This is a genomic window from Pseudomonas sp. KBS0710 (assembly GCF_005938045.2).
In the GTDB taxonomy this organism is placed as follows: Bacteria; Pseudomonadota; Gammaproteobacteria; order Pseudomonadales; family Pseudomonadaceae; genus Aquipseudomonas.
Map to the genome: position 1 here is coordinate 3500509 of NZ_VCCF02000001.1, position 14033 is coordinate 3514541.

A 14033-nucleotide genomic window follows, 5' to 3' on the forward strand; every position below is an offset into this window, starting at 1 on the left:
GGGAATCAGATCAGGTGATTACGCTGGGCAAACTTGGCCATGTGCACCACGGATGTCATACGCAGCTTCTCCTTGAGCCGGGTTTTATAGGTGCTGATGGTCTTGTGGCTCAGCAGCATATCTGCAGCGATTTTGTTGTTGTTGAAACCCAGCGCCAACATCCTCAGCACAGCCACTTCGCGATCCGAAAGCAACTGCACCAACTCGTACTCGGTCGCCTGCAAATCATCACGGCGTACCGAACTGCTCGGCAGGCTGGGGAAGCAGTTGTAGTTGGACATCACCGCCCTGATCGCTTTTTGCAGTTCCTCCAGCTCCCCCGTCTTGGCGACAAACCCCATGGCGCCGGCACGCATGCACCGCGTGGAAAAAAACTCGGGCAGAAACGACGTCAGTACCAGAATTTTGCACGGCACACCCAGCGCCTTGACCCGGCTGATCACTTCCAGCCCACCCAGCTTTGGAATGGCCAGGTCGAGAATGATCAAGGCGGGGCGCCCCTCTCTCACCTTTTGGAGAGCATCCGCGCCTGTACCGGCTTCATCGATATCAGTGAACCCTTCGGCCTTCAACAAATGCCTGACAGTTGCGCGGATGAACGGATGGTCATCCACAATTAGTGCTTTGTTTCCACTACCTGACGCTTTGATCATATAACTACCCTGAGAAGAATAAGCACCCTTACACAGCACACGGGACACAGGTACCTGTGAGAAATAACAGTTCCGACCAGCGGACGGTTTTTCACTCAGGCGAATAGCCAGGCCAAGCCTGGCCCCTTTCGATCGAAAACATGCCGAGCACGTATCGCCAAACCGTTACCACCGTCTGGCTGCAAGTGCGCAACCTTAACAACGAAATAACGTTTTGACCGAAGGGGCAATCCCATTCGCATGTAGGACTTTTCCTCGCAGAGCGGCCTCTGCAAGCGCTTGCTAGTCGGTGGTACTCGGGCTCCAGAACGCCTGTACCACCAGGGTCGAGGTGGAAATTCGCGCCACCAGCGCGTCCAGTTCGTCGCCATCTACTGAAGTGGCCACCAGGGTCGCCTCGATCTCCACTTCTTCGCTGCCGAACGGCCGCACGTCAACGTCGCTGGCCGGGTAGTTGCAGCGCGCAAGCTCGGCTTCCAGCAGCACCATCACCGCCTGCTGCTGGCTGCGCCGGGCGATGACATAGAGGATGTTGGTGACCTCCGCCGACACCACGTCCAAAGGCTGGCGGTTGATGTTATTGACGATCGGCCGCAGCAAGGTGTTGGCCGCCAGCACAAACAGCGTGCCCAGCAGCGCTTCGAGGATCAGGTCGGCCCCCGCACACGCCCCCACTGCCGCCGATGCCCACAGTGTGGCGGCGGTGTTGAGCCCCCGCACATTGCCTTCTTCACGCATGATCACGCCGGCGCCCAAAAAGCCGATGCCCGAGACCACGTACGCGACCACTCGCACCGCGCCTTCGGCGCCGCCCAGGCGGTTGGCCATGTCGACAAAAATCGCCGCGCCCACCGCCACCAGCACATTAGTGCGCAAGCCCGCCGTGCGTTGGCGGTACTGGCGCTCAAAGCCGATCAAGCCACCGAGGACGAACGCCGCGGTGAGGCTGACCACGGTATCGACCAATGAGTTGAGGTTGATGTTGTTGATTGCCTGCATAAAAATTCTCCATGACTGCTGCGCATGCCAGAAACCTTCGTGCAGGTACGACCCACTGCACCGCGCCCGTTGTTAAGGCACAGTCAGCTTGGCTCGCCCACCGTAAATGGCAGGCGCGTCCGTAGCATCCTGATTGATTTCAGGTGCTGGTCAGCGTCGATGAGAGGGATGCAGGCAGGAGCCAGGACTGGCCGCTGCCGCTATGCCGCTTCTCGCTTTGTGAGGCGAGACAACGGCATCAGGAAAAATGCGCGTTACCTTGCCAAGTAGGTGCCGGTTACCGAAACCGGCCGACGACTGTCACTCGAACAAGTACCCACTGAGGGTCTCCGCTATTGATGAAAACGCGCGGAGTTTACGCCCGGTTTTCGCGGGAGTAAACCGTAGGAAAATTTACCGATGGCGTTTGGATGGATTGTTCAGGGTGAGTTCAGGAACTGTTTTTTGGACAAGGCGAAGGTCAAATATGGGAGCTGTGTACGTCCGTTATGACGGCATATCGGGCCGATCCCGCTCAACCAGTTTCAGGTAATCATGCAGTTGCCCGCCGGCAACGGGTTTGACCCGAATCGACACCCTGTTCACCTGCCGCCCCATCCTGATGCCTTCACGCGTGCGCACCTGCACATACCCAAGCTTGGGCCAGAAGCGCTCGGCCTTGGTATTGCCGACCACCACCGTCAACCGCAGCCACTGGGCACCGTTGTGCACCGCCCAGGTTTCAAGATCGGCATGCAGTTGCCGCGCAAGCCCGGTGCCGTGCAGGCGCGTATGCACCAGCAGCAAACCGATATGCCATACGCCGACAGCCAGCAAATCTGCGGCGATGTTCACCACGGCAACCAGTTGGTCCTGCGCATCGCGATAACCCAGCCAGTACATCCGACTGCAATGCCAACCTGCAGGCAAATAGCCCTGCAACTCTTCGTGCGCTTCGGTCGGTGATGCCGGTTCACCATTGACCGCGATGAAATACTCGGGGGCCTGGTCAAAAAAACACTGCAGCTCACCCGCGTCGCCGCCGTGCAGTTCAACCACCCGAATACCTTCGAGTGAGCAACCAACTTCCATGTTTATTTCCCCTTTAATCGTCGCGCGTCAGCACTTCCAGCAACTCGATTTCAAAACGCAGATTACTGTGGGGCTTGATATGCGCGCCCATCGAACGCTCGCCATAGGCCAGGTGCGCTGGCACAAACAGTGTGCGCACGCCGCCGACCTGCATGCCCATCAAGCCTTGATCCCACCCCTTGATCACCCGCCCGGTGCCGATCACGCACTGGAACGGTTTACCGCGCTCCCAGGACGAATCGAACACGGTGCCGTCTTCGAGGGTGCCGGTGTATTGGGTGGTGATCAGCGCGCCCTTGACCACGGTTTTGCCGGTGCCCTGGCGGGTGTCGGTGATCTGCAGTTCGTCGTTGCTCATGGGGCTCTCGTTGGATAGGTAAAGGCTGGGGTTTTCCCAGAATAGAGTGAGCTTGGCAAGTGCGCCCTCGCCACACCCTTCTGAGTTTCTTACAACCAATGCCAGAACCGGCTCCAGAACCCCCGGCCCAAATCATCCTTGCAGCGCGCATATTGCGCGGCGTACATCTGCGAGCGCGCCTGCACTTTGCTCGCCACCGGCGGCAGCCAGGTTTTGGCCGCATAGGTACGCTGGCGATAGCCGCCCCAGCCTTCGTGGTAGTTCAGGTATTGGCCGTAGGCGTCGTATTTGTAGACGCCGTTGATGGTGTAGGTCTTGTCCATGTACCAACCCACAAAGTCGATGGAATCATCGAAGTCCTGGCGGCTGGCTCCGCTGCGGCCGGTGCTCTTGCGGTAGTCGTTCCACACTTCATCCTTGGCCTGGGAATAGCCTTCGGCGGTGGACACGCGTCCCCAGGGGATGATCCATAACAGGTATTTGCGCGGGGTCTTGGCATCCTGGCGGAAGCCCGACTCTTGATACATGATCGCGAACGGCACCTGGATCGGCACGCCCCAGCGCTTTTGCGTGACCTTGGCGGCGTCGTACCAGTCGTCTTTTTCACGGAAGATGCCGCAGATGTCGTTTGGCGTGCGTGGCGGCGAAGTACCGCACGCCGCCAACAGGGAAGTGAGTAATAACAGTCCGACAGCTTTGCCTGCGCTCAAGGGGCACCTTTGCGTGATACACGTAAAAAGCCGGTATTTTACGCATTCATTCGGGCGCAGGGGTTAGCGAGTTCACACCATAACCGGTGGGTACCAGACAACAGCGGCGTCCCTGCCGCACATTCCCGGCTTAAGCCAACGGCACGCGACGCGTGGTCAGCGCGGTACGACCCACAAAGAAGCTCAAGGCTGCGCCCAACAGCAACATGGCCAAGGTGCTCCAGGCTGCGCGGGACAGCTGTTTAGCCGCTACTTCACCGGCTTCACGGGCTTTCTGCTCGGCTTGCTGTTTCAGCTCATCAACCTTTTGCATGGCTTGCTGATAAGCCTGGGCATAGTTGTCGACAATCTGCGTGGCTTCGGCTTTGCTCTTGCCGGTACGGGCGGCCACGATGTTGACCAGCGCGTCTTTATCCGCTGCATTCAACGCAGGCTCGCCGGAGGCTTTGACGCGTTCGAACCACTGCTTCAACTCATCACCGGCCTGTACAGGGTTGGTCGCGGCGTCCTTGGCCGATTGCTTGCCATCAGCGGCGGCCTGGTCGGTTTTCTGCTCGACGTTGGCCGGGTCCAGTTCAGGCTTGCCGCTTTGCTTGAGCAAGGTGTCGAGTTGGCCTTGCAGGCTGTTCCAGTCCAGTTGGATGCCTTGCTCGTTCAACTGCTGCTTGATGCTGTTGCCGATCCCAGGCGCAGCAGCGGCGATACCACTGCCGGCGGCGGACAAACCTTTGCCCACTACGTTACCGGCGGTGCCGACCACGCTGGCGGCCAGGCCAGCCAGCAGCCAGGTGGTAAGCAAGGTGGTGAAGGTCCAGGTCAGTAAGCCGTGCAGGCCGCCACGGTCCGGTGCAGTGCGCCCGGCCACAAAGGCGCCGAGGCCGACCGCCACCAGGGTCGAGACAAACAGCCAGATCCCGGCGCCGGTGCCGAAGCCGCTCAGTGGGTTGCCCGCTTCCATCGGGTTAACGGCACTGGCGCCAATGGCCGTGCCCAGCACACTGAGCACCAGGTAGGTCACCAGGGCAATTGCACTACCCGCCAGCACAGAGCTCCAGGACACGCGAAACGGTGAACGGTTGGTTTCATAGACAGTTGTCATGATTAATCCTTTGAGTGGTTGACCGTATCAGTCTGGCGAGACCGTTGCCGGCCGTCCCCGCTCAAATGCACCAGAGCATCTGGTGCATTCGCACCCCGCAGCGGGCACTCTGTGTGCACTATCATGAGGCCTGGGTGTCGTACCCTTCATGCGCCCATCCCCGGAGAGACCATGACCCAGGACGTTCTTGCCAAAGAAACCAACCGCCGCCAATTGCAGCAGATCATCTCCGGGTTATCGGACGGTGTGATCCTGGCCGAAGTCGACCAGACCATTCTGTGGGCCAACGAAGCCGCGCTGACCATGCACGGGGTCAGTGAGGTCGAGCAGCTCGGCGCCAATACCGAGCAATACGCCAAGCGCTTCGCCTTGCGCTATCGCAACAACCACCCCTTGCCGTTGGACAGCTACCCGCTCAGCCGAATAGCAGCCGGTGAAGAATTCAGCGATGTGGTGGTGGAAGTCACCCCCGCCGCCGACGAGGACCGCAGTTGGGTCCACCGCTTGCGCAGCCTGGTGCTGACGGACGCCCACGGCGAGCCAGAGCTGTTGGTGCTGATCCTCAGCGACGCCACCGAGTGGGCCAGCGCCGAGCAGCGCTTTGAAAAAACCTTCAACGCCAACCCGGCGCCTGCCGTGATCTGCCGCCTCAGCGACCTGCGCTACATCAAGGTCAACCAGGGCTTTTTGGAGATGACCGGTTACAACCGCGACCAGGTCATCGGCAAATCCGTGTATGAACTGGACGTGCTGGAACAGGCCGACCGCAAGGACCTGGCCATCCAGCGGCTGGGCGAAGGCGCGACCATCCCGCAGATGCAGGCCGAGCTGCGCCTGCCCGAAGGCGGCAGCAAACTGGTGATCGTCGCCGGCCAGCCGTTGGACATGAACGAGGAAGACTGCATGCTGTTTTCCTTCACCGACCTGGAACCACGGCGCAAGGCCGAGACCGCCCTGCGCCAGAGCGAAGAACGGTTCGCCAAATCCTTCCGCCTGACGCCGGTGCCGACCCTGGTGTGCAACGCCGCCAACCGGCAAGTGGTGGATATCAACGAAGCGTTCATGAGCATCACCGGCTACACCAGCGAAGAACTGATCGGCAAGAACGTCGAGGACATCAACTTCATCGACAGCGCCCCGGCTGGAGCGCAATTGTTCACCACCCTGGAAAAGGCCGGCAACCTCGAAGGCCAGGACCTCAAGGTGCGCAAGAAAGGCAACGAGGTGATCGACTGCGTGGTCTCCGCCGACACGGTGATAATCGAGGACGTGCCCTGCTACCTGCTGGTGCTGATGAACATCACCGAACGCAAACGCTCGGAGCTGGAGCTGGTGGCGGCCATCGAGGAAGTGATGCAGGACGCCTCCTGGTTCAGCCAGACCCTGATCGAAAAACTGGCCAACGCCAAGAGCGTCAACAGCCCCAACCTGCCGAACGTGGCCTTTACCGACCTCACCGCCCGAGAGCGTGATGTGCTGGGTTTGATCTGCGAAGGCCTGGCCGACAAAGAGATTGCCTCGCGCCTGAAGCTTGCACCCAACACCGTGCGTAACCATGTGGCCACGGTGTACTCCAAACTCGGTGTACATAGCCGCAGCGCGGCCATTGTATGGGCCAGGGAACGCGGCTTGTTTGCCGGCGAACTGCGCGTCAAAAGCAAACCATAGAGTGCAAATGCACTAGTGCGACCAGTGCAAATTCGCCTTATTGCACTGGCGCGTGCTGCTTAACCTTGAGGAGTGGGCGCAGGGCCTTTGGTCCCGCGCCGTAATGGTTTGATCTCTTCCAAGGAAAGCACGATGAAAAGCGAACAAGTCAAAGGCGCCGTAGAAAAAGTTGCCGGCAAGGCCCAGGGCTTTATCGGCAACCTCGCCGGCGATGAACAATTGCAGGCTGAAGGTGTAGCGCGTCAGGCCGCAGGTCAACTGCAGCAAACGTACGGCGACGCGCTGGAGACCGTCGGTGATTTCGCCAAAAACAAACCCCTGACTACCGTGGCTGTCGTCGCCGGTATCGGTTTGCTTGTGGGCCTGTTGCTGCGTCGTCGTTGAGGAGGCCGAGGCCCATGTTTACCCTCTCTCAATTGCGCAACTGCATCGAAGAAGGTTTATCGCCGCTGACCTGCGAATTCACCCTGTGCCGGGACGCGTCCCTGACCCTCAAGGTCTACGACGCCGAAACCGGCCGGGTTGACCTGGTGGTGACAGGCATCAGCACCAACCGGCTGCAAACCGCGCAAGAAGTGGCCAAGATGGTTGAAGAGTTGCGCTACGAGCTGCAAAGCAACAACGTCGGCAAGCTCACGCTGGATGACTTGCCTTCAACGACGGCCCAATGAAAATCAAAAAGTGATGGATGAGGTAACGCGACCGGTGTGGCCGGTTACCTTAACGCCAGCGCGAGGAAAACAGACCGATCATCGCTTGACGGGGGTGATCTCAAGAATGGTGCCGTTGGTGGTTTTGAGCAGCACAAATTTGTCCCCCACCCGTGCCCATTGGCTGTCTGCCTCCGGCTGCTTGAGGCCGCGCTTTTTCCAGTCGCTGACCGCCGACTCCTTGCGCATCAGGATATCCGGGGCGCGGTCGCCTTCTTTCAAATCCCGCGTATTGATGCTGGAAGGCTGCACGGTTTCCTGGGGTGTATCACCGGCCTGCACGACAAAGCTGGCGGTGGACAGGCCAGCGGTGAGCAGCAGGCAAGCGGCTAGGGTCTTGGACTTCATGGGGGCTCCTTCAATGAATGATGCGTACCCAGGTTCCGACCGCAGGCGTGGCAATTCATTCAGCCGCAGATGCTGCGGCGTGCTCGTTGACTAAAGGGCCCAACGTTCGCGCATCAAAAACTGGAGAAGTCCTATAGCCATCCCAGTGCTCTGAGTTCTCAATTCAAACCCAGCCATGAGCTGTGGTTTTCAGAACTCAGAGGACTTTGCAAAATGACACAGCATATACAAGTACTTTCGCTGCAAACCAATACTCCCGATACCCACTCACTGCGTGCCGCCCATGAGTCAATTCTGGAATTTGCCAAGCGTGAGACGAATCGCCGCACAGAGCAGTTGATCAGCTCGATGAGGCGCTCATTGGCAGCCATCAAAGACGATTCATTCAAGCCCCTGGTTACGTTTGTAACCGCGCCCGAACTCTACTGGAACATTCCGTGGAGCAGCGTCAAGAATGTGCAAGAGCTTAAACAGCTGGAAATGTTTTACCGCCGGACAATTCAACAGCACGTCAGGCAGATTATTCGCGCTTTCCCGGCCAGGCATTGGGGACGCCTGGTCATATTACCGGGTACAAATGCATTGTTAACGCCCAGCAAACAGAACCCACGGCGCTATGAGGCTTTGAATTACGTAGTGGCCGGGAACAATTTCGGGAAGCGATCGTTTTGGGGCGCGCCCTTGATTTCAATGTGGCCCAAACGAAATACCGCCTTGATCGACTACATGGGCCTGTCAGCAGAGCAGGCTGTAGAAAAGGATAACGAGCTGATCATTTTCGATCCGGAAACGGCCTCGCCGGAGCTTTTCGACGGCGACCCGCCCCTGGTATTTGTGTACCAACTCTCCGAGACACTGAGTGTCAATGTGTATGAACTGAGCACCTCCACCGCAAAACATCAACGCGGCTGTCAACTGGTGCCTCTGTTCGACAACCAGCTACTCCCGGACCTGCCCTTCGGTATTGATATTTGCGCCGATGTTGGCCTCGGTCGAACCGATGAATTGCGCGAGCCCAAGGTCAAACTCGACTTTCTGATTGCAACGGGTCAGCCCATTCCGGCGGGTCTTGAGCTACTTGAGTCAGTGCAATACCTCATCCGTAATGATGGTCGTACCGAAGCCTCTGCTGACGGCAGCTTACGCAGCCAGTGCGAGGTGTGGGCGGTGAGCGAAGGAAAAACTTCGGCGGTAATACCTGCTCGCCTGATTACCGAAAACGTCTGGCTACATCAGCTCGAGGTCGATTAATCGACCGCCGCGCTGTTGCTCATATGAAATAATTCCTGTAATTTTTCATGAAATTTCTAGACATAAATTTCATGAACCAACAACAAGAACTCGACGCCCTGGCCGTGCTTATCCACGACCTGCGCAAGCACAAGAAGCTCACCCTCGCCCAACTCGCGCAAAAAATCGAGCGTTCGGTGGGCTTTTTGTCTCAAGTCGAACGCGGCCTGTCGCGCCCTACCGTGGCCGATCTCACCGCCATCAGCCACGCCCTCGACGTACCCACCACCTACTTCTACAGCCTGCCCAAACCCAAGGCGGTGGATTGGGTGACGCGCCCCAACGAGCGGCGCACGGTGTATTACGCCAATGGCATCACCGACATTCTGGTTTCGCCAAGCATGCACGGCGCCTTTTCGATGCTCGACAGCCTGCTGGCACCGGGTGCCAACAGTGGCGAGCAAACCATGAGCGACCGCGCTGAGCAGGCCGGTTTTGTGCTGGAGGGCGAGTTGACGCTGTGGGTGGAGGGTGAGGCCGATCCGGTCACCCTCGGCCAAGGCGACAGCTTCCACCTGGCCAGTTTTGCCCATTGCCGCTACGCCAACCTGACTGATCTGCCCGCCCGCGTATTGTGGGTTTACAACTAGGAGCAACACCCGTGAAAAGCCAACCCTCCACGTTGCTGGCCGAAGTACGGACCTTTCGCCAGAACCACCCCGAGGTGCGTTACGTCGACCTGATCGCCCTGGACATCCCCGGGCATTTCTACGGCAAGCGCTACCCGGTGGAGATGCTCGAAAAAGTCGCCGCCGGCAGCCCGCTGAAGCTGCCGCAAAATGCCGTGCTGCTGGGCGCCCAGGGCGGGCTGTTCAAGATTGGTGACTATTGCTTCCACGACGGCGACCCGGATGCCAACCGCCGCCTGGTGCCGGGCACGCTCAAGCCGGTGAGCTGGGAAGCGCAGCCGCTGGGGCAGATGCTGATCACCTCGGATGGCACCGAAGCGCCGATCGAATTCGAACCGCGTGAAGTCTTGGCCAAGGTGTTGGAACGCCTGCAGCACAAGGGCATTCACCCGGTGGTGGCGTTTGAGCTGGAGTTTTACCTGTTCGATAAAAAACTCGACGACGGCCTGCCGCAATTTGCCCGCGATCCGTTGAGTGATGACGCTGACGACCAGCCCAACCTGCATATCGAGCGGTTGTCGCGCTTCAGTGAAGTGCTCGACGACATGGCCCAAACCGCCCAGGCCCAAGGCATCGACATCACGGTGATCACCGCCGAACTCGGCCCTGGTCAGTTCGAGATCAACTTCGGCCACTGCGACGACGGCCTGCGTGCCGCCGACTGGGCCGCGCTGTTCTGCCGCAGCACCCGTGGCGTGGCACTCAAGCACGGTTACCGCGCCAGTTTTATGGCCAAGCCTTACCTGCAATTTCCCGGCAGCGGCATGCATGTGCATGTCAGCCTGTATGACGGCGCGGGCAATAACTTACTCGCTGCGCACCAGCAGCAACCACTGCGCCACGCGGTGGCCGGTTGCCTGGAGTTGCTGCCGCACTGCATGCCGATCTTCTCGCCCAACCACAACGCCTTCCGTCGCTTGGGTGGCACCGTGAACGCGGCCACTCGCGCCAGCTGGGGCTTTGAAGACCGCGACGCCTGCGTGCGCATTCCCGAGTCCGACCCGCGCAACCTGCGCATCGAACACCGCCTGGCCAGCGCCGACGCCAACCCGTACCTGGTGCTGGCAGCGATCCTGGCAGGCTTGGAGCATGGCCTTGAAGCCAGGCAAGAACCCATCGCGCCGCTGAACGAGGACCGTAACAGCGGCGCCGACTTCCCCCTGGAAATGCTCGACGCCGTGCGTGCCATGCAGCATCAAGCGGTGTTGCGCGATAAGCTGGGCGCCGAATTTATCGACGTGTACTGCGAAAACAAACGCCAGGACCACCTGGCCTTTCAACAAGAGATTAACGCGCGGGAATACCGCTGGTTTCTCTAGCCATGGAATCAACGATGACCGACCAAAGCGCCCCGGCCCTCAAGGAAATCTTCAACGTCGAACGCCTGCAACACATCGCCAGTGAAATGACGGCGGTGTACCCGGCATTTGACGCCAAAGGCTTTCTAAAGCACGCCAAAGCCGGGCTGGCCGAGTTGTCGGTGATGCAGCGCATGGCACGGGTCGGTGAGAGCCTGCATGCGGTAATCCCACTGGATTATGCGCAAACCCTCAAGCTGCTGTACGCCCTGGCTCCGCGCCTGAACAGTGCATTTGTATGCCTGTTCCTGGCGCACTACGTGGCCAGTTACGGGCAAAGTGACTTCAAGCGCTCCATGGCCGCGCTCAAATACCTCACCACTTTTGGCTCGGCCGAGTTCGCGATTCGCCCGTTCTTGTTGAATGACTTCGAGCGCACCCTGGCCGAGATGCAGCAGTGGTCGCTGGACGCCAACGAACATGTGCGCCGCCTCGCCAGTGAAGGCTCGCGCCCTCGCCTGCCGTGGTCCTTTCGCTTGGCCCAGGTGCAGGCCAACCCGCAGCTGTGCGCCCCGATCCTGGATAACCTCAAGGCCGACAGCAGCCTGTATGTACGCAAATCGGTGGCCAACCACCTCAACGACATCACCAAGGACCACCCGGACTGGGTGCTCAGCCTGATCGAAGGCTGGAACCTGGACAACCCGCACACCGCCTGGATCGCCCGGCACGCCTTGCGCAGCCTGATCAAGCAAGGCAATACCCGCGCACTGACGATCATGGGCGCCGGCGCCAAGGCCGAGGTAAAAATTCACCACCTGAAAGTCACACCCACGGCGATCAACCTGGGCGAGCGCATTAGCCTGTCGTTCAGCCTGGAATCCACTGGCGCCACTGCGCAGAAGCTGGTGGTCGACTACGCCATCGACTACGTAAAAAGTGCCGGCCACAGTGCGGCCAAAGTGTTCAAGCTCAAGGCCTTTACTCTCGGAGCAGGCGAACATCAGAGCATCCGCCGCGAACAACATATCCGTGAATTGACCACACGCAAGCACTACCCCGGCAAACATTGGGTGCATGTGCTGGTAAACGGTGAAAAGCTCGCCAGTGCCGAATTCGAACTGCTAAAACCCTGACACAAATCAAACAAAAGGCTCTAGCACGGGCCTTTCAGCCACATTAATTGTCAGACAATTCTGGCTTTTGTTGTTGCGACCCATTATCATTCGGCGCCTTCTCACTACCCATCGGGTAGTTGTTCCACTGTGTCACCCGAGGCGCCAATGTACCGTTCGTACCGTTTGTATCGTTTTTCGTTTCACCGCCCCTTGCTTGCCCTGAGCCTGGGGCTGGTTTCCCACGGTGTCAGTGCCGCCCTGCAACCCCTGGCCGAAGCACCGCTGGCCAGCGACACCGAACTGCACTGCCACTTCAACCGCGACGCCAGCACCGACTGCACTACCACCCAGCACTACACCATCCTCAAGCCCAACGGCCGCGAAATGCTCTCGCGCATCGACTTCGATTACGCCGAAGGCGACAGCTTTGAAGTGATCAGCGCGCAATCCACCCAACCAGGCGCCAAGCCGGTCGCGCTGGACGCCGCACAGATCGACACGCGCACCGCGCCCAACCCGGACCAGGGCTTCAGCCGCTACAAGCAGACATCCCTGGCCTTCCCGAACCTGCGCGTGGGCACAAAAATTCGCTTCACCGTGCGTGAGCGGCGCGCCGCCAAACCGCTGGTGACCCAGTTTCACTACGCCCTCATGTTTGGCCCCAGCGCGTTCCGCCGCGACCACGTGAAAGCGCGCTTTACTGCCGAACGGCCAATCCAGTGGCGCAGCGAGCTGTTTGACGGCTTCAAAGTCACTGCATCCGCCAACGGCAAGACCCTGGACGTGGTGCAGAAAAAGCCGACCTACCTCAATTACATCAACGAATCCTCCAGCGCCGCGCTGCAACGCATCCCGCGCCTGGAAGTGGGCAGCGCCCTGGACCGCCAGGCGTATTTCGGTGATTTCGCCCAGCGTTACAACCAGATCCTCGGCGCCAACCTGCCGGCGCAAGCAGCTGCTGCCGTAGCCGCCGCACGCAGCCTGGCGCCGAAGGAACAAGTCGCCGCCCTGATGCAGCACATCAACGATCACTACCGCTACCTGGGCGACTGGCGCGCTACCGAGCGCGGTTATGTGCCGTTCAACCTGGCGGAAATCGAGCAGCATGGTTATGGCGACTGCAAAGACCTGGCGATCCTGTTGACCGCCATGCTCAAGGCCAGCGGCATCAAGGCCGAAACCGCCTGGGTCAGCCGTGGCGACGTGGCGTTCGCATTGCTGATCCCCGGCACCAATGCAGCCAACCACGCCATCGTGCGGGCCGAAGTCGATGGCCAGGTGTGGTGGCTCGACCCGACCAACCCGGTGTTCGCCCCCGGCCAGACCCTGCCCGACATCCAGGACCGCTGGGTACTGGTCAATGATGCTCAGGGCCAGGTACGCGAAGAACAGATCCCGCTGGAACGCCCGGAAACCACCCTGCGCCTGGACAAAAAAGTGCGCTTCGACCAGCAAGGCAATGGCGCCACCCAGGCCACCATCACCTTCAGCCGCCTGCCGCTGATGCAAATGAGCGTCGCCGACCGCCAGCAAGGCACCACCGCCACCGACCAGAACATCTGCGGCAACTTCGGCAACGAAATCAGCGACTGCAAAATCACCCGCCAACCCACCGCCTTTGTGGTGCACGACGGCTACACCGTCAACGCCAGCATGAACGACCAGCGCGCACTGGAAAAGCTTGCGAACGACTACGTTTATACCGACGAGTCGCTCAAGGGCCGCTGGGATGGTTTCATCAACTACCGTCGCTACGATCAACAGGCTGACCTTTACCTGGGTAACCCGGAAACCTACGACTACAGCTTCACGCTGACCGGTGGGCAGATGGCAAAAGCCATCCCCGGCTGCCAGGTGCGCTCGCCGTGGTATGACCTGGATCTGGAAGGCAAGCGCACGGATGACGGCCTGCAGTATCACTATCGCCTGAGCCAGAAAATACGCTGGCTGACCCATGCTGAAGTTTCCAGCGAGGCGTTTGGCAAGATGATCGACGAGGCGCGTGCGTGTGCTGAGCAGGTGCATCAGGTGGTGAAGCTCTAACCACTCACTGACACAACACAGAACCAATGTGGGAGCGGG

15 protein-coding genes are annotated in these 14033 nt (G+C 59.6%); 8 read left to right on the forward strand and 7 right to left on the reverse strand.

Going from position 1 to position 14033, the window contains the following annotated elements:
• Positions 1–5 precede the first annotated feature (5 nt).
• The 6 genes from FFI16_RS15710 to FFI16_RS15735 all read right to left on the reverse strand — a co-directional run bounded on the left by FFI16_RS15710 (position 6) and on the right by FFI16_RS15735 (position 4890).
• Positions 6–653 (reverse strand): response regulator transcription factor, encoded by a 648-nt coding sequence (locus tag FFI16_RS15710; RefSeq protein WP_138817402.1) that lies wholly within the window; start codon positions 651–653, stop codon positions 6–8.
• Between the two features lie 282 nt (positions 654–935).
• Complete coding sequence (locus tag FFI16_RS15715) at positions 936–1652, reverse strand: MgtC/SapB family protein (protein WP_138815525.1); 717 nt, start codon at positions 1650–1652, stop codon at positions 936–938.
• 486 nt (positions 1653–2138) lie between these two features.
• Positions 2139–2723 carry a GNAT family N-acetyltransferase gene (locus FFI16_RS15720; RefSeq protein ID WP_138815524.1) on the reverse strand — a complete coding sequence of 195 codons (585 nt, stop codon included), beginning with the start codon at positions 2721–2723 and terminating at the stop codon, positions 2139–2141.
• Positions 2724–2736: 13 nt separating this feature from the next.
• Positions 2737–3081, reverse strand: a complete 345-nt coding sequence (locus FFI16_RS15725; RefSeq protein ID WP_138815523.1) for an FKBP-type peptidyl-prolyl cis-trans isomerase — start codon at positions 3079–3081, stop codon at positions 2737–2739.
• A gap of 89 nt (positions 3082–3170) precedes the next feature.
• A complete protein-coding gene (locus tag FFI16_RS15730; RefSeq protein WP_138815522.1) occupies positions 3171–3791 on the reverse strand; it encodes a hypothetical protein in 621 nt (206 codons plus the stop codon).
• A 130-nt stretch (positions 3792–3921) separates the two neighbouring features.
• Positions 3922–4890, reverse strand: coding sequence for a hypothetical protein (locus tag FFI16_RS15735; RefSeq protein WP_138815521.1), 969 nt, complete (start codon positions 4888–4890; stop codon positions 3922–3924).
• Between the two features lie 171 nt (positions 4891–5061).
• On the opposite strand from FFI16_RS15735, the gene FFI16_RS15740 reads away from it, so the two are divergent.
• The 3 genes from FFI16_RS15740 (at position 5062) to FFI16_RS15750 (ending at position 7229) form a co-directional block, all read left to right on the forward strand.
• Positions 5062–6558, forward strand: coding sequence for a PAS domain S-box protein (locus FFI16_RS15740; RefSeq protein ID WP_138815520.1), 1497 nt, complete (start codon positions 5062–5064; stop codon positions 6556–6558).
• A 132-nt stretch (positions 6559–6690) separates the two neighbouring features.
• Complete coding sequence (locus FFI16_RS15745; protein WP_138815519.1) at positions 6691–6942, forward strand: CsbD family protein; 252 nt, start codon at positions 6691–6693, stop codon at positions 6940–6942.
• 14 nt (positions 6943–6956) lie between these two features.
• Positions 6957–7229 carry a DUF1652 domain-containing protein gene (locus FFI16_RS15750; RefSeq protein WP_017138988.1) on the forward strand — a complete coding sequence of 91 codons (273 nt, stop codon included), beginning with the start codon at positions 6957–6959 and terminating at the stop codon, positions 7227–7229.
• 78 nt (positions 7230–7307) lie between these two features.
• Here the strand turns inward: FFI16_RS15750 and FFI16_RS15755 are convergent, their stop codons facing one another.
• A complete protein-coding gene (locus FFI16_RS15755; protein ID WP_056858063.1) occupies positions 7308–7616 on the reverse strand; it encodes an RcnB family protein in 309 nt (102 codons plus the stop codon).
• 213 nt (positions 7617–7829) lie between these two features.
• Between FFI16_RS15755 and FFI16_RS15760 the strand changes: the two genes are divergently transcribed.
• The 5 genes from FFI16_RS15760 to FFI16_RS15780 all read left to right on the forward strand — a co-directional run bounded on the left by FFI16_RS15760 (position 7830) and on the right by FFI16_RS15780 (position 13994).
• Positions 7830–8867 (forward strand): hypothetical protein, encoded by a 1038-nt coding sequence (locus FFI16_RS15760; RefSeq protein WP_138815518.1) that lies wholly within the window; start codon positions 7830–7832, stop codon positions 8865–8867.
• Positions 8868–8938: 71 nt separating this feature from the next.
• The gene (locus tag FFI16_RS15765) at positions 8939–9496 is read left to right on the forward strand and encodes a helix-turn-helix domain-containing protein (RefSeq protein ID WP_138815517.1); all 558 of its coding nucleotides are present in this window, start codon (positions 8939–8941) and stop codon (positions 9494–9496) included.
• A gap of 11 nt (positions 9497–9507) precedes the next feature.
• Positions 9508–10854 (forward strand): glutamine synthetase family protein, encoded by a 1347-nt coding sequence (locus FFI16_RS15770; RefSeq protein WP_138815516.1) that lies wholly within the window; start codon positions 9508–9510, stop codon positions 10852–10854.
• Between the two features lie 14 nt (positions 10855–10868).
• Positions 10869–11969 (forward strand): DNA alkylation repair protein, encoded by a 1101-nt coding sequence (locus FFI16_RS15775; protein ID WP_138815515.1) that lies wholly within the window; start codon positions 10869–10871, stop codon positions 11967–11969.
• Positions 11970–12134: 165 nt separating this feature from the next.
• Positions 12135–13994 (forward strand): DUF3857 domain-containing transglutaminase family protein, encoded by a 1860-nt coding sequence (locus FFI16_RS15780; protein ID WP_138817401.1) that lies wholly within the window; start codon positions 12135–12137, stop codon positions 13992–13994.
• Positions 13995–14033 lie beyond the last annotated feature (39 nt).